Annotated in this window: 20 protein-coding genes; 11 read left to right on the forward strand and 9 right to left on the reverse strand. The window is 72.3% G+C overall.

Going from position 1 to position 19,782, the window contains the following annotated elements; all coding sequences use genetic code 11:
- The first annotated feature begins 9 nt into the window (after window positions 1-9).
- From ACFYOJ_RS26435 to ACFYOJ_RS26445, 3 genes are all read left to right on the forward strand, one after another.
- Complete coding sequence (locus ACFYOJ_RS26435; protein ID WP_356555175.1) at window positions 10-126, forward strand: SGM_5486 family transporter-associated protein; 117 nt, start codon at window positions 10-12, stop codon at window positions 124-126.
- 180 nt (window positions 127-306) lie between these two features.
- Window positions 307-513: a hypothetical protein gene (locus tag ACFYOJ_RS26440; protein WP_356555177.1), complete on the forward strand. Its 207-nt coding sequence runs from the start codon at window positions 307-309 to the stop codon at window positions 511-513.
- Window positions 514-594: 81 nt separating this feature from the next.
- On the forward strand, window positions 595-1,113 hold the full coding sequence (locus tag ACFYOJ_RS26445; protein WP_356555179.1) for a histidine phosphatase family protein: 519 nt from the start codon (window positions 595-597) through the stop codon (window positions 1,111-1,113).
- Window positions 1,114-1,179: 66 nt separating this feature from the next.
- Here ACFYOJ_RS26445 and serB read toward each other — a convergent pair whose 3' ends face one another.
- Both serB and ACFYOJ_RS26455 read right to left on the reverse strand, forming a co-directional pair.
- Entirely contained in the window at window positions 1,180-2,424 is a 1,245-nt protein-coding gene (gene serB, locus ACFYOJ_RS26450; protein ID WP_356555180.1) for a phosphoserine phosphatase SerB, read from the reverse strand.
- Between the two features lie 177 nt (window positions 2,425-2,601).
- Window positions 2,602-4,728 carry a streptophobe family protein gene (locus tag ACFYOJ_RS26455; RefSeq protein WP_356555181.1) on the reverse strand — a complete coding sequence of 709 codons (2,127 nt, stop codon included), beginning with the start codon at window positions 4,726-4,728 and terminating at the stop codon, window positions 2,602-2,604.
- Between the two features lie 238 nt (window positions 4,729-4,966).
- Here ACFYOJ_RS26455 and ACFYOJ_RS26460 point away from each other — a divergent pair, with 238 nt between their 5' ends.
- On the forward strand, window positions 4,967-7,570 hold the full coding sequence (locus ACFYOJ_RS26460) for an FHA domain-containing protein (RefSeq protein ID WP_356555182.1): 2,604 nt from the start codon (window positions 4,967-4,969) through the stop codon (window positions 7,568-7,570).
- A gap of 99 nt (window positions 7,571-7,669) precedes the next feature.
- On the opposite strand, the gene ACFYOJ_RS26465 is transcribed toward ACFYOJ_RS26460, so the two are convergent.
- The 3 genes from ACFYOJ_RS26465 to ACFYOJ_RS26475 all read right to left on the reverse strand — a co-directional run bounded on the left by ACFYOJ_RS26465 (window position 7,670) and on the right by ACFYOJ_RS26475 (window position 10,571).
- Entirely contained in the window at window positions 7,670-8,410 is a 741-nt protein-coding gene (locus tag ACFYOJ_RS26465; protein ID WP_356555184.1) for a transglycosylase SLT domain-containing protein, read from the reverse strand.
- A gap of 278 nt (window positions 8,411-8,688) precedes the next feature.
- Window positions 8,689-9,876: an S-adenosylmethionine:tRNA ribosyltransferase-isomerase gene (locus tag ACFYOJ_RS26470; protein ID WP_356555185.1), complete on the reverse strand. Its 1,188-nt coding sequence runs from the start codon at window positions 9,874-9,876 to the stop codon at window positions 8,689-8,691.
- Window positions 9,873-10,571 (reverse strand): SDR family oxidoreductase, encoded by a 699-nt coding sequence (locus ACFYOJ_RS26475; RefSeq protein ID WP_356555187.1) that lies wholly within the window; start codon window positions 10,569-10,571, stop codon window positions 9,873-9,875. The genes ACFYOJ_RS26470 and ACFYOJ_RS26475 overlap by 4 nt, the downstream gene beginning before the upstream one ends.
- 225 nt (window positions 10,572-10,796) lie before the next feature.
- Here ACFYOJ_RS26475 and ACFYOJ_RS26480 point away from each other — a divergent pair, with 225 nt between their 5' ends.
- From ACFYOJ_RS26480 to chpE, 3 genes are all read left to right on the forward strand, one after another.
- Complete coding sequence (locus ACFYOJ_RS26480) at window positions 10,797-11,942, forward strand: GAF domain-containing sensor histidine kinase (protein ID WP_356555188.1); 1,146 nt, start codon at window positions 10,797-10,799, stop codon at window positions 11,940-11,942.
- Entirely contained in the window at window positions 11,935-12,576 is a 642-nt protein-coding gene (locus ACFYOJ_RS26485; protein WP_356555190.1) for a response regulator transcription factor, read from the forward strand. Before ACFYOJ_RS26480 ends, ACFYOJ_RS26485 begins: the two co-directional genes overlap by 8 nt.
- A 156-nt stretch (window positions 12,577-12,732) precedes the next feature.
- Window positions 12,733-12,981 (forward strand): chaplin ChpE, encoded by a 249-nt coding sequence (gene chpE, locus ACFYOJ_RS26490; RefSeq protein ID WP_356555192.1) that lies wholly within the window; start codon window positions 12,733-12,735, stop codon window positions 12,979-12,981.
- A gap of 63 nt (window positions 12,982-13,044) precedes the next feature.
- On the opposite strand, the gene ACFYOJ_RS26495 is transcribed toward chpE, so the two are convergent.
- Window positions 13,045-13,824, reverse strand: a complete 780-nt coding sequence (locus ACFYOJ_RS26495; RefSeq protein WP_356555194.1) for a hypothetical protein — start codon at window positions 13,822-13,824, stop codon at window positions 13,045-13,047.
- 153 nt (window positions 13,825-13,977) lie between these two features.
- Between ACFYOJ_RS26495 and ACFYOJ_RS26500 the strand changes: the two genes are divergently transcribed.
- The 3 genes from ACFYOJ_RS26500 (at window position 13,978) to ACFYOJ_RS26510 (ending at window position 16,406) form a co-directional block, all read left to right on the forward strand.
- The gene (locus tag ACFYOJ_RS26500) at window positions 13,978-14,775 is read left to right on the forward strand and encodes an ABC transporter ATP-binding protein (RefSeq protein WP_356555196.1); all 798 of its coding nucleotides are present in this window, start codon (window positions 13,978-13,980) and stop codon (window positions 14,773-14,775) included.
- Between the two features lie 67 nt (window positions 14,776-14,842).
- On the forward strand, window positions 14,843-15,274 hold the full coding sequence (locus ACFYOJ_RS26505; RefSeq protein ID WP_356555198.1) for an NfeD family protein: 432 nt from the start codon (window positions 14,843-14,845) through the stop codon (window positions 15,272-15,274).
- 172 nt (window positions 15,275-15,446) lie between these two features.
- A complete protein-coding gene (locus ACFYOJ_RS26510; protein ID WP_356555200.1) occupies window positions 15,447-16,406 on the forward strand; it encodes an SPFH domain-containing protein in 960 nt (319 codons plus the stop codon).
- A gap of 147 nt (window positions 16,407-16,553) precedes the next feature.
- Here the strand turns inward: ACFYOJ_RS26510 and ACFYOJ_RS26515 are convergent, their stop codons facing one another.
- The 3 genes from ACFYOJ_RS26515 to ACFYOJ_RS26525 form a co-directional block, all read right to left on the reverse strand.
- Window positions 16,554-17,060 (reverse strand): HNH endonuclease, encoded by a 507-nt coding sequence (locus ACFYOJ_RS26515; protein WP_356555202.1) that lies wholly within the window; start codon window positions 17,058-17,060, stop codon window positions 16,554-16,556.
- 207 nt (window positions 17,061-17,267) lie between these two features.
- Window positions 17,268-17,807 (reverse strand): YbhB/YbcL family Raf kinase inhibitor-like protein, encoded by a 540-nt coding sequence (locus ACFYOJ_RS26520; protein WP_356555204.1) that lies wholly within the window; start codon window positions 17,805-17,807, stop codon window positions 17,268-17,270.
- 49 nt (window positions 17,808-17,856) lie between these two features.
- Window positions 17,857-18,639 (reverse strand): sporulation protein, encoded by a 783-nt coding sequence (locus tag ACFYOJ_RS26525; protein WP_356555206.1) that lies wholly within the window; start codon window positions 18,637-18,639, stop codon window positions 17,857-17,859.
- A 147-nt stretch (window positions 18,640-18,786) separates the two neighbouring features.
- On the opposite strand from ACFYOJ_RS26525, the gene ACFYOJ_RS26530 reads away from it, so the two are divergent.
- Entirely contained in the window at window positions 18,787-19,428 is a 642-nt protein-coding gene (locus tag ACFYOJ_RS26530; protein ID WP_356555208.1) for a DNA-3-methyladenine glycosylase, read from the forward strand.
- The last annotated feature ends 354 nt before the right edge of the window (window positions 19,429-19,782 follow it).

The following is a 19,782-nucleotide window of genomic DNA, read 5'->3' on the forward strand; positions in this document are numbered from 1 at the left end:
ACTGGCCGTATGCCAGTCCTGGACCCGAATCCCCAGCACAGCCAGAAGAAGATCCTGATCGTCTTCGGCGCGTTCTTCGCGATCTTCGTGATCATCGGCATCATCGCGACCATCGCCTCGCCGTGACCCGGTGGAGGGGGCGGGGTGGGGTTATCCCCCCTGCCCCCTAGGGGGTTGAGGTCAGGGTCGAGTGGGTGGACTTCCGGATGGGCCGGGCCCCGCGGATTCCGTAGCTTCGAGGTGCGACCGCGGCAGGCGGATCGCGGAGCACGCACCAGGGACATCCGAAGAACCGCGGAGGCACTCATGCCGGCCCCTCTCTGCACCCGGCCCCACCCGACGGCCCGGGACCGCGCCGAGGCGCGGCTGCCCTGGTGGGCGCTGGCACTGCCCGTGCTCGCCTTCGTCACGCTGCTTCTGCTGATCCTCGAGCCCTCGGAGGCCCACGCGGCCGCCGGCGAGCCGACGCTCGCACACCTCCTGGAGTGGCTGCGGCACGTCGCCGTCCGCTGACGCCGGACCGGCCCGCCCGCCGGCGGGTCCGCATGTCAACTCCCTGCGCCCCGTGGCCTGTTTCATGCGAAGCTGGATGCCATGAGCGTCGCAGAACCCCGCAGGATCATCCTCTTCCGGCATGCGAAAGCCGACTGGCCACAGGTGTCCGACCATGAGCGGCCGCTCGCCGAGCGGGGCCGGAAGGAGGCCGCAGAGGCCGGCCGCCGGCTCGCCGACACCGGCATCCCCGTGGACCAGGCCCTGTGCTCCACCGCGCTGCGCACCCGCGAGACCTGGAAGCTCGCCGTCGCGGAGTTCCCGCACCGGCCGAAAACCGTCTACGAGGAGAGGATCTACGACGCCTCGCCGGGCGAGCTGATCGCCGTGCTCAACGAGACCCCCGACGACCTGCGGAACGTACTGGTCGTCGGACACAACCCGGGCATGGAGGGGCTCACCGAGATCCTGGCCGGCGCGGCCGAGGACGATGTCCGTGAGCGGATGGGCCGGCGCGGCTTCCCGGCCGCCGCCTTCGCCGTCCTGTCCTTCACCGGCTCCTGGAAGAGCGTGGAGCCCGGCGTGGCCACGCTGGTCGACTACTGGGCGCCCACCGACTGATCCGGCGCCGGCGTGACAGGGCCCGGCACCCGTACGGTCCGGCTCCTGTCACGCCGTACGTGCCGGTCAGACCCGGCCGGTGTGCCGGGGCGGGTCCTGCGCGAGGTTCTCCTCCAGCGTGTCCGCCGCCTCGACCTCCTCGCGGGTGATCCCCAGCAGATACAGGACCGTGTCCAGGAACGGCACGTTCACCGCGGTGTGCGCGGCCTCGCGGACCACCGGCTTGGCGTTGAAGGCGACCCCGAGCCCGGCCGCGTTCAGCATGTCCAGGTCGTTGGCGCCGTCCCCGATCGCCACCGTCTGCGCCAGCGGTACGCCCGCCTCGGCGGCGAACCTGCGCAGCAGCCGGGCCTTGCCGGCCCGGTCCACGATCTCTCCCGTCACCCGGCCGGTCAGCCTGCCGTCGACGATCTCCAGCGTGTTGGCCTGGGCGAAGTCCAGCCCCAGCCGCTCCTTCAGGTCGTCGGTGACCTGCGTGAAACCGCCGGAGACGACCCCCACCTGGTAGCCGAGCCGCTTCAGGGTGCGGATCAGGGTGCGGGCGCCCGGCGTCAGCCGCACCTCGCTGCGCACCTTCTCCACCACCGAGGCGTCCAGCCCCTCCAGCAGCGCCACACGCGCGTGCAGCGACTGCTCGAAGTCCAGCTCTCCGCGCATCGCGGCCGCCGTCACCTCGGCGACCTTGTCCTCGCAGCCCGCGTGCGCGGCGAAGAGCTCGATGACCTCGTCCTGGATGAGCGTGGAGTCCACGTCCATGACGACCAGGCGCTGCGCCCTGCGGTGCAGGCCGGCCGAGACCACCGCGACGTCCACCCCGAGCGCCGCCGCCTCGGTGGCCAGCGCGGTGCGCAGCGGCTCCGTCTCGACACCGGACACCGCGAACTCGACGGCGGTCACCGGGTACTTGGCGAGCCGGAAGATACGGTCGATGTTGCTGCCGGTCCCGGTGATCCGGGCCGCTATGGCGGCCGTCGCCTCCGCGGTGAGCGGGTGGCCCAGCACGGTGACCAGGGAGCGGCCGAGGCCGCGCGGGCGGTTGTCGCCGATGCCGGAGATGATCTCCGCCTGCATCTTCATCGACTCCGCCCAGCTGTGGACGGTCGCCCGCAGATCGCCCTCCAGCCCCTGGGGCGGCTCGGTCACGAGCGCGCACAGCACGATCCGGCCACGGGTGACGACCTGCTCGATGTCGACCACGTCGACGGAGTAGGCGGCGAGGGTGTCGAACAGGCCGGCCGTGATACCCGGCCGGTCCTTGCCGAAGATCTTGACGAGAAGAGTGGGAACGTCAGAGGTCTGCGTAGCGCTCATGGTGCTCATACCGTATCCGGCACGCGGTGCCGCCCGCCTGCGAGGTCCGCCTGACGGACACGGACCGCGGCACGGAGCACCCCACGGACCGTCCCGTACGGAGTCGGTCGCGGGATCCCTGCGGCGCCATGACCGGCCACCTGTCACCAGCCCGTCCCCGCCGGTACGACGGGGACGTCATCCGCCGTCCTCCGGGCGGCGGGGCGGCGGAGGAGGCGGTGGGGGCGGAGCCTCGCCCCACCGGGAGCGGGGCCGGTCCCCGGGCCGCGGGGACGGCCGGCCGGGGCGCCGCGGCGGGGCCGGCGGGCCGGCGACCGTGGGAGCGCCGTACAGGTCGTCCTCGTCGTCGAGTGGCCGCCCCGGTGCGGGCTCTGCCGGGTCAGGCCCCGGATCGCTCCCGTCCGCCCGTCGCCCGTCCCCGCCGGGACCGTTTTCCCCCTCACCGGCGCCGGGAGGCCGCCCGCCGGCGGACGGCCACCGAACCGGTGGCCCCGGCGGACCCGGTGGCCCCGGCGGGCTTGATGGCCCCGATGGGCCGGGCAGCCCCGACGAACCCGCGCCCGCAGGACCGGCGCCCTCCGGCCGGACGCCCCCAGGCCCGGAGCCCTCGGGCCCGGTGCCCGCAGACCCGGCACCCGCCACACCGCCCGGCGCACCCCGCGTACGCAGACAGGTGTTGGTGTCCGGAGCGGGCGGCCGGAACGGCGCGGCCGTGGGCCCGTAGGGACCCGGCGGCACGTGCGGGAACGCGGCGGGCGCCGCCCCCGCACCGCCGCTCCCCGCACCGCCGTCCCCCGTGCCCCCGGGGCCGCCACCGCGCACGGCACCCGACAGCGCGGTGTCCGCCCCCGGCGCCCCGGGGAACGGCCCCGCGTCCTCCGTACGCCGGCCCGCCGCGGCACCCCGTGCCAACGGCGTCGCCCACCGCCCCGCGGCCCCGCTCGCCCGGGCGAGCAGCGCGCCGGCGGCCCCCGCACCCGCGCCCCACACGGCGCCCAGGAGCAGCGCCGCACCGAGCCGCCCGTGCAGGTCGATGCCGGCACCGAACGCGTCCACGCCGAACACCGACAGCGAGGCGCCCACGGACACCTCCGTCAGCCACGCCGACAGCGGCAGCGCCGGCGCGGTCGCGACCCCCAGCCGCAGCGCGCACCGCCCGGTGAAACCCGCCCGACGCGCGTCGGCCGGCGTCACCGGCGTCCGCACCGCGGTGAGCACACCCGCCAGCAGCATCAGCAGCGCCGCCGCCACGCCCAGCAGCCACACGCGCCCGTCCAGCTCCGCCAGCCGCCCCAGCGTGACCGGCTCGCCGGCACCGCTGCTCAGCAGATCGTCCAGCGGGTCCGGCAGGAACCGGACCAGCCCGCCCGTCGCCCGTCCGTCCCACGGCACGAACAGGCCGACCGGCACGCCGAGCCAGACCCCGTTCGGCGCGCCCAGCAGCGCGGCCCCCGCGATCCGGCCCGGACGGTCGTCGCCGGTCGCCGCGTACGCCGCCGCCGCGTACCCCGCGGCCACCGCCGTCAGCGCCACCGTGACCAGGGCGGACACGGCCGGCCGTACCGCCCGGTGCACCGCCTCCCACCCGCGCGGCAGGGGAGTGCGGCGCGAGGCCAGCAGCGCGACGGACAGGACCCCGGCGCACCAGACCAGCCCGCCCAGCAGCGTCGGCGCGGTCTCGACGCGGAACCCGACCGCGGCCCCGGCGCCGACGAGGTCCCCGACACGGCCGGGCAGCGCCCCGCCCAGGTCCCCGAGGTCCCCGAGGTCACCGAGTCCCGGAATCCCCACGCCGCCGCCCGCGCCGCCGGGAAGGTCCTCGAGCCCGAGCGCATCACCGTCGATCGTGACCACGTCCCGCCCCGCCCGGGCCAGCCCGCCCAGCATCGCCACGAACAGCGCCGTCACCGCTCCCGCACGCGCGAGGAGTTCGGCCGGCGCGACCACGGCGCCCGCCGCCCGCAGGGACCGCAGGAAGAAGAACGACAGCAGCACCGCGCCGACGAGGCTCACCCCCAGTGGCGTGATCTCGACGGCCGTGTGCGCCTCGGCGCCCTCCAGCCCGAACGCGGACACATCGCCGGACGGCGTGACCGAACCCCCGGCACCGAGCACCACGGCCGCCGCCGTCATCGGCCCGAGGGAAGCCGCCGCGTCCGCGTCCAGCAGCCGCAGCCCCAGCGCCGCCGTGCCCGCCATGCCGATCAACGCCCAGCTCACCGAGGCGACCGCGGACAGCACCACGTCCGTCCACGGCACCCTCGCGCCGTACCCTCCGTCGCCGACGCTCGTGGACGCGCCCATGGCAGACCCCCCGATCCACGGCGCGGCCGGGCTGCCGCGCATGTCCCTCTCGCGTGGATTACCACTCTCCGGGCAGGTTTCAACCCCCTCGGCGAGAACGGCCGCCGGCCCGTACCCGGTTTTCACAAGGCCCGACTTTCGGTCAGGGGGCCGGGCCTGGAATAGTTCCCCCCGATGTTCGACATCCCTAGACTCCCCGCGACGGGGGCAATTCGGGGGACGACTAGTGGGGCATGGAGTGCCGGAACTCGTACTGGAATGCAATGGACGGACCTGGACGCTCGATCCGTCCCGGTCCTACGCGCTCGGGCGTGACCCGCAGGGGGAGCTCGTCTTCGACGACGCCAGGGTCTCCTGGCGCCACGCCACCATCGGCTTCAACGGCCGCAGTTGGGTCCTGGAGGACCACGGCAGCACCAACGGCACGTTCGCGCACGGACAGCGGATCCAGCACCTGGAACTCGCACCCGGCACGGTCGTGAACCTGGGCAACGCGACCGACGGCCCGCGCCTGAGCCTCACCGCCGCGCAGGACGCCGCCGGCACGCCGCAGACACAGCCGCAGCAGCAGCCGTACGCCGCACAGGGCGCGAACGCCGGCTGGGCGCCGCAGGCGCCCGTGCAGGAACCGCAGCAGCAGGCCGCACCGCAGCAGCAGGCCCCGCAGCAGGACAGCTGGCAGCAGGGACAGCAGGCCGGCTGGCAGCAGCCGCAGGCCGCCGTACCGCAGCAGGCCGCGCCGCAGCCGCAGCAGGCCGCGGCGCCCTTCCCCCACCAGCAGGGACCCGGCGGCGCCGCGGGGGCGCCACCGGTCCACGGGGACCGCAGCCCGACCACGTTCCACCAGTTCTCCCTCGGCCGCGTCATGCGCATCGGCCGCGCCCTGGAGAACGACCTGGTCGTCTCCGACCTGCAGGTCTCCCGCCACCACGCGGAGTTCCACGCCACGCCCGACGGCCGCATGGAGATCCGCGACCTGGGCTCGCACAACGGCACCTACGTCAACGGCCAGCCGATCACCAAGGGCGGCACCCAGCTGCTCGGCCCGGCCGACATCGTGGGCGTCGGCCACTCGACGTTCCGCATCGTCGGCGACCGGCTCGAGGAGTTCGTCGACACCGGTGAGGTGTCCTTCTCCGCCCGCCACCTGACCGTCACGGTCGACGGCGGCAAGCAGATCCTCAAGGACGTCTCCTTCGGCGTCCCCGAGAAGTCGCTGATCGCCGTCATCGGCCCGTCCGGCTCCGGCAAGTCGACCCTGCTCAAGGCGCTCACCGGCTACCGGCCCGCCGACCAGGGCGAGGTCCTCTACGACAACCGGAACCTGTACAAGCAGTTCGCCGAGCTGCGTCAGCGCATCGGTCTGGTCCCGCAGGACGACATCCTGCACAAGGAGCTGACCGTCAAGAAGGCCCTCAAGTACGCGGCCAAGCTCCGCTTCCCCGCCGACACCACGGCGGCCGAGCGCGACGCCCGCATAGACGAGGTGCTGCGCGAGCTCAAGCTCGACATCCACAAGGACAAGAAGGTCACCTCCCTCTCCGGCGGCCAGCGCAAGCGCGTCTCGGTCGCCCTGGAGCTGCTGACCAAACCGTCGCTGATCTTCCTGGACGAGCCGACCAGCGGCCTCGACCCGGGCATGGACCGCGACGTCATGCAGCTGCTGCGCGGCCTCGCCGACGACGGCCGCACCGTCCTCGTCGTCACCCACTCGGTGGCCGAGCTGGCGATCTGCGACAAGCTGCTGGTGATGGCGCCGGGCGGCTCGGTGGCCTACTTCGGCCCGCCCGAGGAGGCGCTGAACTTCTTCGGCTACGACACCTGGGCCGACGTCTTCTCCGCCTTCGAGAACTACCGCGACTACGACTGGGCAGGCCGCTGGAAGGGCTCGCAGCACTACCAGATGTACGCCGCGGACATCGACGCCGTCGCGCCGCAGGCCGTACAGATGGCGCCGATGCAGGCGATGAAGCCGCCCAAGCCGCAGGGGTGGATGTCGCAGTTCGTCACCCTGGTGCGCCGCTACGTCTCGGTGATCGTCTCCGACAAGGGCTTCCTCGCCCTGATGGTGGTCCTGCCGGCCGTGCTCGGCGCGGTGAGCCTGCTCATCGACGCGGACAAGGGTCTGCTGCCCAACCCGGTCAACCCGAAGTCCGGCCGGATCGTCCCGAACGGCACCGCCACCACGGTCCTGCTGATCCTCGCGGTCGGCGCCTGCTTCGCCGGCGCCGCGAACTCCGTCCGTGAGCTGATCAAGGAACGGGTCATCTACGAGCGGGAACGCGCGACCGGCCTGTCGCGGTCCGCGTACCTGATGTCCAAGGTGTTCGTCCTGGGCATGATCACCGTCTTCCAGGGGCTGCTGGTCGGCGTGATCGGCTTCTCCAGCCGGGAGATCCCGCAGGAGGGGCTCATCCTCGGCAGCGCCACGCTGATCGAGCTCTCCCTGCCGATCATGGCGCTGGGCTTCACCTCGATGATGTTCGGCCTGATCATCTCGTCGCTGGTGAAGACCGCCGAGAAGACCATGCCGCTGCTGGTCATGTTCGCGATCATCCAGGTCGTCTTCACCGGCTGCCTCTTCGCCCTGAACGGCGCGGTCGGCGTCAACCAGTTCTCGTACCTGATGCCGTCCCGCTGGGCGGTCGCCGCGGCCGGCGCCACGCTGGACTTCAACCGGATCAGCCCGCCCGAGGAGGGCGCCGGGACGGACCCGCTGTGGGAGCACTCCGCCGCCGCCTGGGGCATGGACATGGCCGCGCTGATCGTCCTCGGCGTGATCTGCGGCTTCTTCGTGGCCCGCTTCCTGCGCCGCCACGAGCCCGAGGTCATGCGCAAGTAGCCGGCGCCCCCGGAACGCCCCGAAGGGCGGCACCCCGTCACAGGGGTGCCGCCCTTCGGCGTACGGCGGGACGCCGGCGTGAAGAGGTCCGCGCCGACCTCAGTACGCGCTGTTGACGTTGTCCATGGAGCCGTACTTGTCCGCGGCGTAGTTGCAGGCGGCGGCGATGTTGGCGACCGGGTCGTAGATGTTCCAGGACGTACCGGGCACGTGGTAGGCCTTGAACGTCGGCGGGATGACCTGGAGCAGGCCCTTCGACGGGATGCCGTTGATGGCGTTGATGTCCCAGTTGTTGATGGCCATCGGGTTGCCGGAGGACTCCCGGATGATGTTGCGGTGGATGCCGCTGTAGGAGCCCGGGATGTCGTGCTTGGCCATGATGGCCCGGGCCTCGCGGATCCAGCCGTCGAGGTTGTTCGGGTAGGACTTGGCGGAGACCTTCTTGGCCTCGGCGCGCTCGGCGGACCGGCTCGTGGACTGCTTCGTCCCGCGCTCGGCGACGGCCTTCTTCGCGGACGCCTTCTTCTCGGCGGTGGCCTTCTTCGCGGCCGCCTCCTGCTTCGCCTCGATGGCGGCGACCTTCTGGCTCGCACCGGCGAGCTGGTCGGCGACACCGGCGTGCACGTCCTTGACCTGCTGCTGGCTGCTGTACGCCACCTTGGCCGCCGGAGCGGCCTCGCTCGTGGTCGTCGTGTGCGCGCCGGCCGGGAACGCGGCGAGGGCGACGGCGGTGACGCCGAGCGTGCCGACACCGGCGAACGCGATCTTCTGGGTGCGCTTCAGCTGCTGAGCGCGCTCCAGGGAGCGGTGATAACCACGGGTGAGGATGTTCTTGGGCATGGCGGGATAGACCTCTTCGATAGCGCGGAGGTCGCTCTCGTCCGGTGGGGACAGGGGTGCATCCGGGGCACAAACGCCGCGGGGCGAAACCCACGGCGTTGAGCGACGAGAGCAATTCTTAGCGACCGCAAAATCGGGAGGCAATGGTGTGACGTACGAAGCCGGGTAGTGGATCAGGGTCCGGCAAAACGGGGCAGAGGGGACCGTCTGCCCCGGTCAAAACGGACGAGTCGCTCTCCTACTCCTCTTCGTACGTGACGTGCACCCTATGCGCGGGCTCACACCCCGACCCCGCCCGTCTTACTGCCGGTTGCTTGAGCAATGCGTTGTGTGAGGGGTTTTCCGGGGCTCTCCCACGGCAGGAGGAGATGGACGTCCCCGAACTCGTGCCACAGGTAGCGCCCGCGTACCGCCTCCTCGTACCCGCGGTCGACCGCCGCCCGTCCCGCCACCGCCTCCAGCATCAGCAGATGCGACGCCTCGGGCTCGTGCAGCCCGGTCAGCAGCCCGTCCACCACCCGCACCCCGCGTTCCGGAGTGACGACCAGACCGGTCCACCCCTCCCGGGCCCGTACGACCCCGTCGGCGTCGGCCGCCGACTCCACGGCCCGCACGGACGTCGTCCCCACGGCCACGACCCGCCCGCCTCCCGCCCGCGCGGCGTTGACCAGCCGCGCCGAGGCCTCCGGGACACGGAACCACTCCGGATACGGCGGCTCGTGCGCCTGCGCGGAAGCCACCCCCGTGTGCAGCGTCACCGGCGCGAACTGCACCCCACGGCTCACCAGCTCCGCCACCAGCCGCGCCGTGAAGGGCCGCGCGGCACTCGGCATCTCGGCACTCCCCGCCCCGTCCGCGGACGGCAGCGCGAACACGGTCTGGTACACGGACAACGGCTGGTCCCGCTCCGTGTAGGAGTAGCGGATGGGCCGGCCGTGCTCCCGCAGCACCGCGGGAACCTCCGCCCCGGTCACCCGCGCCCACCACAGCCGCTCCCCGCGGGCGCTCAGCGGCTCCTCCAGCACCAGCCGCCCGCCGCCCGGCAGCCGCACCTGCGTCCCCGCGAGCCGGCCCCCCTCCCGGGACGGGGCCTCCCCTTCCACTCGCGCACGCGCGCGCGTGGTGCCCCGCCCGTCCGGCTCCCGCAGCTCCACCGCCCACCGGCCGTCGTCCCCGCGCGTGGAGAAGTGCACCACCACGCGCGCGGCCCCCACCCGCCCGTCGACGGCCGCGGCCAGCGTGGGCGACGTGTTCACGATCAGCAGGTCCCCGGCCCGCAGCAGCCGCGGCAGCTCCGGGAAGGAGTGGTGCGACACCTCCGTGCCCCGCGACACCAGCAACCGCACGTCCTCCCGGCCCCGCCCCGGACCCCGCTGCTCGGCCGGCACCCGCGCCGACAGCTCCTCGGGCACGTTCCCCCACGCTCGGACGGGTTCACGCGGGGGGACTCCCGTCGCCGGCGTCATCGCCCTCCCTCCAGCAGCGCGGGGGCGGCGTAGCGCCCGCCGGCCGGCCGCTCGTCCAGCAGCCGCAGCAGCGCCGGGACGACGTCCGCCGGACCGGGCCGCGGCCCGTCGTCGTCCGGTACGGCCGCCGCGTACAGGTCCGTCGCCATGTCCCCGGGATCGACCGCCCACACCCGCAGCCCCGGCTCCTCGACGGCCAGCACCGCCGCCAGATGGTCCAGAGCCGCCTTGGACGCCCCGTAACCGCCCCACGTCTCGTACGCCTCGACGGCGGCGTCCGAACTGACCGTGATCACCGCGCCCGCCGCGGCCGACCGCAGCAGCGGCAGCGCCTCCTGCACCAGCCCCAGCGCGGCCACCACGTTCACCTCCAGCGCCCGGCGCAGCCCGTCCAGCGGCAGCTCCTCCAGCCGCACCAGCGGCTCGGCGCCCAGTGCGCTCGCGTTGCTGACCAGCAGGTCCACCCCGCCCAGCCGCCACGCCGCCGCCACCAGCTCCGCCCGGTGCCCGGCGTCCGCGACGTCCCCGGGCAGCGCCGTCACCCGCGTGCCGTACGAGGCCAGCGCCGCGGCCGTACCCTCGAGCACCTCCGGCGTCCTGGCGTCCAGCACCAGGTCCCAGCCCCGCTCCGCCAGCGCCTCGGCGAGCGCACGGCCCAGCCCTTTCGACGCCCCTGTGATGACCGCTACCGGCATGATCCGTCTCCTCGTCGTCGTCGCCGCCTGACCGGCGTGGCCCCAACCTAGGAACCGGGCCGCACAGGCCGCCTCGGGCACCGGCCGCAACCCCGCGGGGCCCTTCGCCCTAGTCCGCACGGGCCGGACGCCGGTCCTGGGTCCGCCGCCCTAGGTCCAGCGCCCCAGGTCCCGGGCGTCACCGGACCGATCCGCGCCCTCACAGCCCGCCGGTACCGTGAGGACATGAGTCACGGCCCCCGGTCCGGCCTCGCCGCGGTGAGTTCCGCGCTGCTGGCCATGAGCAGGCACCTCGAGGTGCGCGACGTCCTCAAGACGATCGTCGCCTCGGCCCGCGAGCTGCTCGACGCCCAGTACGCGGCCCTCGGCGTCCCCGACGACCACGGCGGCTTCGCCCAGTTCGTGGTCGACGGCGTCAGCGACGAGCAGTGGAAGGCCATCGGCCCCCTGCCCCGCCAGCACGGCATCCTCGCCGCGATGCTGCACGAGGCCCGCCCCCAGCGCCTCGCCGACGTCCGCAAGGACCCCCGCTTCGAGGGCTGGCCCTCCGCCCACCCCGATCTCGCCGACTTCCTGGGCCTGCCGATCCGCGACGGCGACGAGGTCATCGGCGCGCTCTTCCTCGCCAACAAGAACTGCGCGAAGCCCGAGGGCGGCTGCGGCTTCACCGAGGACGACGAGGAACTGCTCGGCATCCTCGCCCAGCACGCCGCGATCGCCCTCACCAACGCCCGCCTGTACGAGCGCAGCCGCGAGCTGACCATCGCCGAGGAGCGCTCCCGCCTCGCCCACGAACTGCACGACGCCGTCAGCCAGAAGCTGTTCTCGCTGCGCCTGACCGCCCAGGCCGCCGCCGCCCTGGTCGACCGCGACCCCGCGCGCGCCAAGGGCGAGCTGCAGCAGGTCGCCGCGCTCGCCGCGGAGGCCGCCGACGAGCTGCGCGCCGCCGTCGTGGAGCTGCGCCCCGCCGGCCTGGACGAGGACGGCCTCGTCGCCACCCTCCGCACCCAGATCCAGGTCCTCGACCGCGCCCACAGCGCGCACGTGACCTTCACCGGCCACGGCGTGAAGGCGCTGCCCGCCGCCCAGGAGGAGGCAGTGCTGCGCGTCGCCCAGGAGGCCCTGCACAACGCGCTGCGCCACTCCGGGGCGGAACAGGTCGACGTGAGGCTGGTCCGGCGCGGCTCCGGGGCGGCGCTGCGGGTCACCGACGACGGCCGCGGCTTCGACCCGCGCACGGTGCGCCGCGCGGGACGCCACCTGGGCCTGGTCTCCATGCGGGACCGGGCGAACGGAGTGGGCGGCAGACTGACCGTGGAGTCGGCGCCCGGCAAGGGCACCACGATCGAGATGGAGGTTCCCGGTGGCTGACGCGATCAAGGTGCTGCTCGTCGACGACCACCAGGTGGTCCGCCGGGGACTGCGCACCTTCCTGGAGGTGCAGGACGACATCGAGGTGGTCGGCGAGGCCGCCGACGGCGCCGAGGGTGTCGAACGGGCCGAGGAGCTCGGACCCGACGTGATCCTCATGGACGTCAAGATGCCGGGCATGGACGGCGTGGACGCGCTGCGCCGGCTCCGCGAGCTGGACAACCCCGCGCGCGTGCTGATCGTCACCAGCTTCACCGAGCAGCGCACGGTCGTCCCGGCCCTGCGGGCGGGCGCGGCGGGCTACGTGTACAAGGACGTCGACCCCGACGCGCTGGCCGGTGCCATCCGCTCCGTCCACGCCGGGCACATCCTGCTGCAGCCCGAGATCGCGGGCGCCCTGCTGTCCCAGGAGGAGAGCGGTACCGGCCAGGGCCGCGCGGGGTCCCTCACGGAACGGGAGCGCGAGGTGCTGGGCCTGATAGCGGACGGCCGCTCCAACCGGGAGATCGCCAGGGCGCTGGTCCTGTCCGAGAAGACGGTGAAGACCCACGTGTCGAACATCCTGATGAAACTCGACCTCGCCGACCGTACCCAGGCCGCCCTGTGGGCCGTACGGCACGGCCTCGCGGACTGAGGCGTACGCCACGACGGCACGGAGGGTTCCCCTCCGGTGCGAGATTCATACCGTCGTGGGAATGTCCCCCGAACGGCGCATCCTTCGCCGGGCCCGGCCGTTCTCCAGTGCGTGCCGCGGCGAGTGCCGCGGAGTTCATCAGGAGGGGTTTCGCAAGTGAAGAACCTGAAGAAGGCAGCGGCCGTGACGATGGTGGCCGGCGGGCTGATCGCCGCCGGTGCGGGCGTGGCCTCCGCCACCGACGGCGGTGCCGCCGCCCACGGCAAGGCCGTCGGCTCCCCGGGCGTCGTCTCCGGCAACCTGGTCCAGGTGCCGGTCCACATCCCGGTGAACGCCGTCGGCAACAGCGTCAACGTCGTCGGCCTGCTGAACCCGGCCTTCGGCAACCTGGGCGTCAACCACTGACCCACCCCGGCCTCCCGGCCCCACCCGGGAGGCCGACCGCGTTCCCCCGCCCCCCAAGGGCCGTCACCACCCCCGCGCCTCCACAACGGAGTTGTACGCCGCGACCTGCGCCCGCCGAGCCGTCCGCTCCACCGGCCGCAGCGCCTCCCCCCGCGCCGCCATCTCCGCCGCGCTCACCGCACCCCCGTGCCCGTTCTCGTACGCCAGCGCCGCCAACGCCCCCACTCGCTGAGCCAGCTCCAGCACCCGCACCGCCCGCGGCGGATACCCCGGCGCCAGCACCTCCCGCCCGGCCTCCGCCCGCGCCCGGTACGCCGCGACCGCGGCCTCCGCCACCGGCCCCGACCCGGCCACGTCCAGCCGCGTCAGCACTTCCGTCGCGTCCCGCAGCGCCTCCGCCAGCTCCCGCTCCGCCTCCCCGAGCGAGGGCACGTCCGCCGGCGGAGCCTCCCGCACCGGCAGGCAGTGCCAGACCACCTCGACATGCACGTCACCCGGGGGCCCGGCCTCGTACACCTCCGGCACCAGCCCCAGCGCGGCGCCCTGACAGACCACCGCCTCCTCGGCCTCCAGCGCCCGCGCGTTGAACTCCGGCGGCCCGCTCAGCCCCAGCGGGTGCCCCGGCACGGGCAGCGCCACCCGCAGCCCGGTCGTCCCGAGCGCCCGCAACCGCCCCAGCGCCAGCGTGAGACCGACCGGCACGCCTTCACCCGGCAGCCCCTCCACCCGGTGCACCGCGTCGTCGCCCACGATCGCGACCGCGGCGTCGTCCGGCGAGACCATTCCGGCAATAAGGGCATTTCCCCAGGCGGTGAGGCGCCCAGCGCGTGGTTCCGAGAGCATGCCCCCACCCTAAGGACCGGACCGATGGAACAGCGAAGCCGACCGGTGGCGTAGATTTCCTGGAGGGGCCTGCGCCCACCGGCGCGGCGGCCCGAGCCACAGGCGTACGCGACAGCCGAGACCGGCCACACTGCAAGGGGAGACACTGCGCTCATGAGCGATGTTCTGGAGCTTCAGGACGTATCCGTGGTCCGCGAGGGCCGGGCTCTGGTGGACCAGGTCTCCTGGTCGGTCAAGGAGGGTGAGCGCTGGGTCATCCTCGGCCCCAACGGAGCCGGCAAGACCACCCTCCTCAACGTCGCGTCCAGCTACCTCTACCCCAGCACGGGCACCGCCACCATCCTCGGCGAGACTCTCGGCAGGCCCGGCACCGACGTCTTCGAACTGCGCCCGCGCATCGGCATGGCCGGCATCGCCATGGCCGACAAGCTGCCCAAGCGCCAGACCGTCCTGCAGACCGTGCTCACCGCCGCCTACGGCATGACCGCGGGCTGGCAGGAGGAGTACGAGGACGTCGACGAGCAGCGCGCCCGTGCCTTCCTCGACCGCCTCGGCATGTCCGAGTACCTGGACCGCAGGTTCGGCACCCTCTCCGAGGGCGAGCGCAAGCGCACCCTGATCGCCCGCGCCCTGATGACCGACCCCGAGCTGCTCCTCCTGGACGAGCCGGCCGCCGGCCTCGACCTCGGCGGCCGCGAGGACCTCGTCCGCCGCCTCGGCCGCCTCGCCCGCGACCCCATCGCCCCCTCGATGATCATGGTCACGCACCACGTCGAGGAGATCGCGCCCGGCTTCACCCACGTCCTGATGATCCGTCAGGGAAAGGTCCTCGCCGCCGGCCCCATCGAACTGGAACTGACCTCCCGCAACCTCTCCCTCTGCTTCGGCCTGCCGCTCGTCGTCGAGCGGGTCGGCGACCGCTGGACCGCGCAGGGGCTCCCCCTGTCCTGACCCGCTGTCCCGAGCCGCCCCCTGTGCGCCCTGTCCCCGGCACGTGTCCCGGACCTACCATGACCGCGTGAACGACATCGACGCATGGGTGTGGTGGCTCGTCGCCGCGGCGGCTCTCGGAATCCCGCTCGTCGTGACCGCGATGCCGGAGTTCGGGATGCTCGCCGTCGGCGCGGTCGCCGCTGCCGTCGCCTCCGGTCTCGGGGCCGGCCTCGTCGTCCAGGTCCTCGTCTTCGTCGCCGTCTCGGTCGCCCTCATCGCGGTCGTACGGCCCATCGCCGCCCGGCACCGCGCCGGGCACCCCCGACTAGCCACCGGCGTGGACGCCTTGAAGGGCAGACAGGCCGTCGTGCTGGAGCGGGTCGACGGCAACGGCGGCCGGATCAAACTCGCCGGCGAGGTCTGGTCGGCTCGCGCACTCGACACCGGCCGGTCCTACGACGTGGGGGAGGAAGTGGACGTCGTGGACATCGAGGGGGCCACGGCGATCGTCATGTGACCCGACCGCCGCAAGTGGCTCGAACACACCCCGAGAAGCGCGACGGTCTGTCAGACTCGACCAGCAAGATCTTCAACAGCCGTAGGATCGGCAGTCATCAGGGTCATCAGGACCGACAGGGTCATGGATGCCGCCACAGGCGCCCAGGCGGAGAAGGGTACGCGGAGCCACGATGCAACCGGTCATCATCGTTCTGATCATCCTGGTGGTGTTGGTCTTCATCGCCCTGATCAAGACCATCCAGGTCATCCCCCAGGCCAGCGCCGCCATCGTCGAGCGCTTCGGCCGCTACACGCGGACGCTGAACGCGGGACTCAACATCGTCGTCCCCTTCATCGACACCATCCGCAACCGCATCGACCTGCGTGAACAGGTCGTCCCCTTCCCGCCCCAGCCGGTCATCACCCAGGACAACCTGGTCGTCAACATCGACACCGTCATCTACTACCAGGTGACCGACGCCCGCGCCGCGACCTACGAGGTCGCCAGCTACATCCAGGCCATCGAGCAGCTCACCGTCACCACCCTGCGCAACATCATCGGCGGCATGGACCTGGAGCGGACCCTGACCTCCCGCGAGGAGATCAACGCGGCCCTGCGCGGCGTCCTCGACGAGGCCACCGGCAGGTGGGGCATCCGCGTCAACCGCGTGGAGCTCAAGGCCATCGAACCGCCCACCTCCATCCAGGACTCGATGGAGAAGCAGATGCGCGCCGACCGCGACAAGCGCGCCGCGATCCTCCAGGCCGAAGGTGTCCGGCAGTCCGAGATCCTGCGCGCCGAGGGCGAGAAGCAGTCCCAGATCCTGCGTGCCGAGGGTGAGGCCAAGGCCGCCGCCCTGCGCGCCGAGGGCGAGGCCCAGGCCGTCCGCACGGTCTTCGAGGCGATCCACGCCGGCGACCCGGACCAGAAGCTGCTCTCCTACCAGTACCTCCAGATGCTCCCGAAGATCGCCGAGGGTGACGCCAACAAGCTCTGGATCGTCCCCAGCGAGATCGGCGACGCCCTCAAGGGCCTGTCCGGCGCCATGGGCAACTTCGGCGGCCTGGGCGGAGGTTCGGGCAGCGGAGGCAACTCCACGAGCAGCACGGTCCCGGCCCAGGAACGCCGCGAGAAGCCGTCGATCGACTAGCCGGTACCTGTCGGCGCCGGACAACACCCGCGCCCCGGAGGGGCGCTGGGTGTATCGATGTGCGGCTCCGCCGCGTGGACGCGGCAAGCCACGACGAACCTGCGGTCAGCGACGCACCTCAGCCTCCGCGGCCTCTACGACGCGTCCTCACGCCGCGTCCAGCACCAACCACTCCGGCAGCGCCTCGAAGTCGTCCCGGGCCAGCGCCAGCAGCATCGCATCGGCGGGAGTCGGCTCGAACGGCTCCCGCAGCAGCGGCATCCCCGCCTGCTCGGGCGTCCGGTTCGCCTTGCGGTGATTGTCCTGCGCACACGACGCCACCGTGTTCAGCCACGTGTCCTGCCCGCCGTGCGACCTCGGCACCACGTGGTCCACGGTCGTCGCCCGGCCGCCGCAGTAGGCGCACCGGTGCCGGTCCCGCACCAGCACACCCCGCCTCGACCACGGCGCACGTCTTCGGAAGGGCACCCGCACGTACTGGCAGAGCCTGATCACCCGGGGCGCCGGTATGTCCAGCGCGGCTCCGCGCATGCGCAGTCCGGGGTGGGCCTGCTCGACGACGGCCTTGTCCTGGAGCACGAGAACGACGGCTCGGTTCAACGTCACCGTCGACAGCGGCTCGAAGCTCGCGTTCAGCACCAGCGTGTCCCGCATACCAGCCCACCTCCCATGTGCACCGGCCCACCCCCTGGCGGGCTGGGATCAACTCTGGCCGGGCACGCCGGGATGGACAACGCAATATCCGCCGCTCACCACGGGGGCCGCCCCGTATCCCCTTCAGGCCCCCTGGCAACAAAAATGCCCGCCCCTGATCACTTCCAAGACCAGAGGCGGGCAAACGTTCCCTGAACGCTCGGTTGCTCAGCCGCCGGCGGGTACCTCGTACTCACCGATGAGCTGGGCGCGCGCGATCGTGTGGAACCGCAGGTTGAAGCCCACGACGGCGGGCGTCGCGTCGGCGTCCGGGCCGAGCTTCTCCTGATCCACGGCGTACACCGTGAACACGTACCGGTGCGGCCCGTCCCCCGCCGGCGGCGCGGCGCCGCCGAACTCCTTGTCGCCGTAGTCGTTGCGGACCTGTACGGCACCCTTCGGCAGGCCCTCGAACGCGCCGCTGCCCGCGCCCGCCGGCAGCTCGGTCACCGACGCCGGGATGTCGAACACCACCCAGTGCCAGAACCCGCTGCCCGTCGGGGCGTCCGGGTCGTAGCACGTCACGGCGAAGCTCTTCGTCCCGGCGGGGAAGCCCTCCCACCGCAGGTGCGGGGACGTGTTGCCGCCCGCCTGGACCTGAGCGTCCTTGAGCGTCGCCCCGTCCTGGACATCGTCACTCGTGACGGTGAAAGCCGGCACGGGCGGGTGGAAGTCATGGGGGAGCGGACGCCGCTTGAGCTCGGTCACCTCGGTACCTCCTGATCGTCTGGTGCAGAGATGACCGAGCCTAGAACCACTAGAACCAGTTCCGCTTGCTGCCGACCTCCGACAGCCACTGGTTGAGGTAGGCCGCCCAGTCGGTGCCCTGGTAGTCGTTCAGCCCCACCTTGAAGGAACGGAAGGTGTCGCTGCCCTCGCTGAACAGTCCGGGCTTCTTGTCCATCTCCAGGACGACGTCCATGCCCTGCTCGTCGGCCACGAAGCTCAGCTCGACCTGGTTCAGGCCGCGGTACTGCTGCGGCGGGAAGAACTCGATCTCCTGGTAGAACGGCAGCTTCTGCCGCGTGCCCCGGATGTGACCGCGCTCCATGTCGGCGTTCTTGAAGCGGAAGCCCAGCTGGATGAACGCGTCCAGGATCGCCTTCTGCGCCGGCAGCGGGTGCACGTTGATCGGGTCCAGGTCACCGGAGTCCACGGCGCGCGCGATCTCCAGCTCGGTCGTGACCCCGATGTCCATCCCGCGCAGCGCCTGGCCGTCGATCATCGTGATCGGCGTCTCCCAGGGGATCTCCAGCCCGAACGGCACCGCGTGCACGGCGCCGGCCTTGAGCTCGAAGGCACCGCCGAGCCGCACCTTCGTGAACTCGATGTCCTGCTTGTACTCCTGGTCGCCGTTCTCCACCTCGACCTTGGCCTGCAGCCCGACCGACAGCCCCTCGATCTGCTGATCGACGGAGCCCCCCTGGATCCGCACCTCGCCCTGGACGACACCCCCAGGGACGACGTTGACCTCGCTCAGCACGGTCTCGACCGAAGCCCCGCCGGCCCCCAGGCTCGCGAGCAGCTTCTTGAACGCCATGTCTCTCCCTCTCCAGGTTTTACGAGTGAACCCTTGATCCCTACAAACGCGATCCGGCCGCGACCGGTTCCGCGCCCCCACCCTGACAAGCCCGAGGCAGGCTGACCACCCTCTGAGCCCGTCCCACCTGCGTTACGCTCGGACGGCATGATCGCGACCCCCGACCGTACGCCGCTGCCCCGGACATTCTTCGACCGCCCCGTTCTCGAGGTGGCACCGGACCTCCTGGGCCGCATCCTCCTGCGGAACACCCCCGAGGGCTCGATCGCCGTCCGCCTGACAGAGGTCGAGGCGTACGACGGCCAGAACGACCCTGGCTCCCACGCCTACCGGGGCCGCACCCCCCGCAACGACGTGATGTTCGGTCCTCCCGGACATGTGTACGTCTACTTCACGTACGGCATGTGGTTCTGCATGAACCTCGTCTGCGGTCCCGAGGGCATGGCGAGCGCCGTTCTGCTCCGCGCCGGCGAGATCGTCGAGGGCGCCGAGCTGGCCCGCCCCCGACGGCTCTCGGCCCGCAACGACAAGGAGCTCGCCAAGGGCCCGGCCCGCCTGGCGACCGCCCTCGGCGTGGACCGCGAGCTGAACGGCACGGACGCGTGCACCGCCGAGGACACCCCGCTGCGCATCCTGGCCGGCACCCCCGTACCGCGCGGCCAGGTACGCAACGGCCCACGCACCGGCGTGGCCGGAGAGGGCGGCGTCCATCCCTGGCGCTACTGGGTGGCGGACGACCCCACGGTCAGCCCCTACCGGGCCCACGTGCCCCGGCGCCGTCGCAGTTGACTCTCCCCTCGCCGACGCGTAACGTAGTCCCAGCCGCTTGACCCGGGTATGGCAATCGCCTGCAACCGGAAGCGGCCAACCCACTACCTACCACTTCCCCTCAGCGGGGCGAATTCGGTATGTCCGCATGCCTGAATTCGACTCGCGAGGCTCGATTATGAGTCGACAGGGAAATCGGCTAACGTAGTGAATGTCGAAAGGCCGACGGGCAACAGCCCGAAAGCCGACGACAAAATCCCTCCGACGGGAATCAGGGCCTGAAAGGATCTGATAGAGTCGGAACCGCCGGAAAGGGAAACGCGGAAGCGGGAACCTGGAAAGCACCGAGGAAATCGGATCGGAAAAGGATCTGAT

The sequence above is a fragment of the Streptomyces sp. NPDC006384 genome, assembly GCF_042870695.1.
GTDB lineage: Bacteria > Actinomycetota > Actinomycetes > Streptomycetales > Streptomycetaceae > Streptomyces.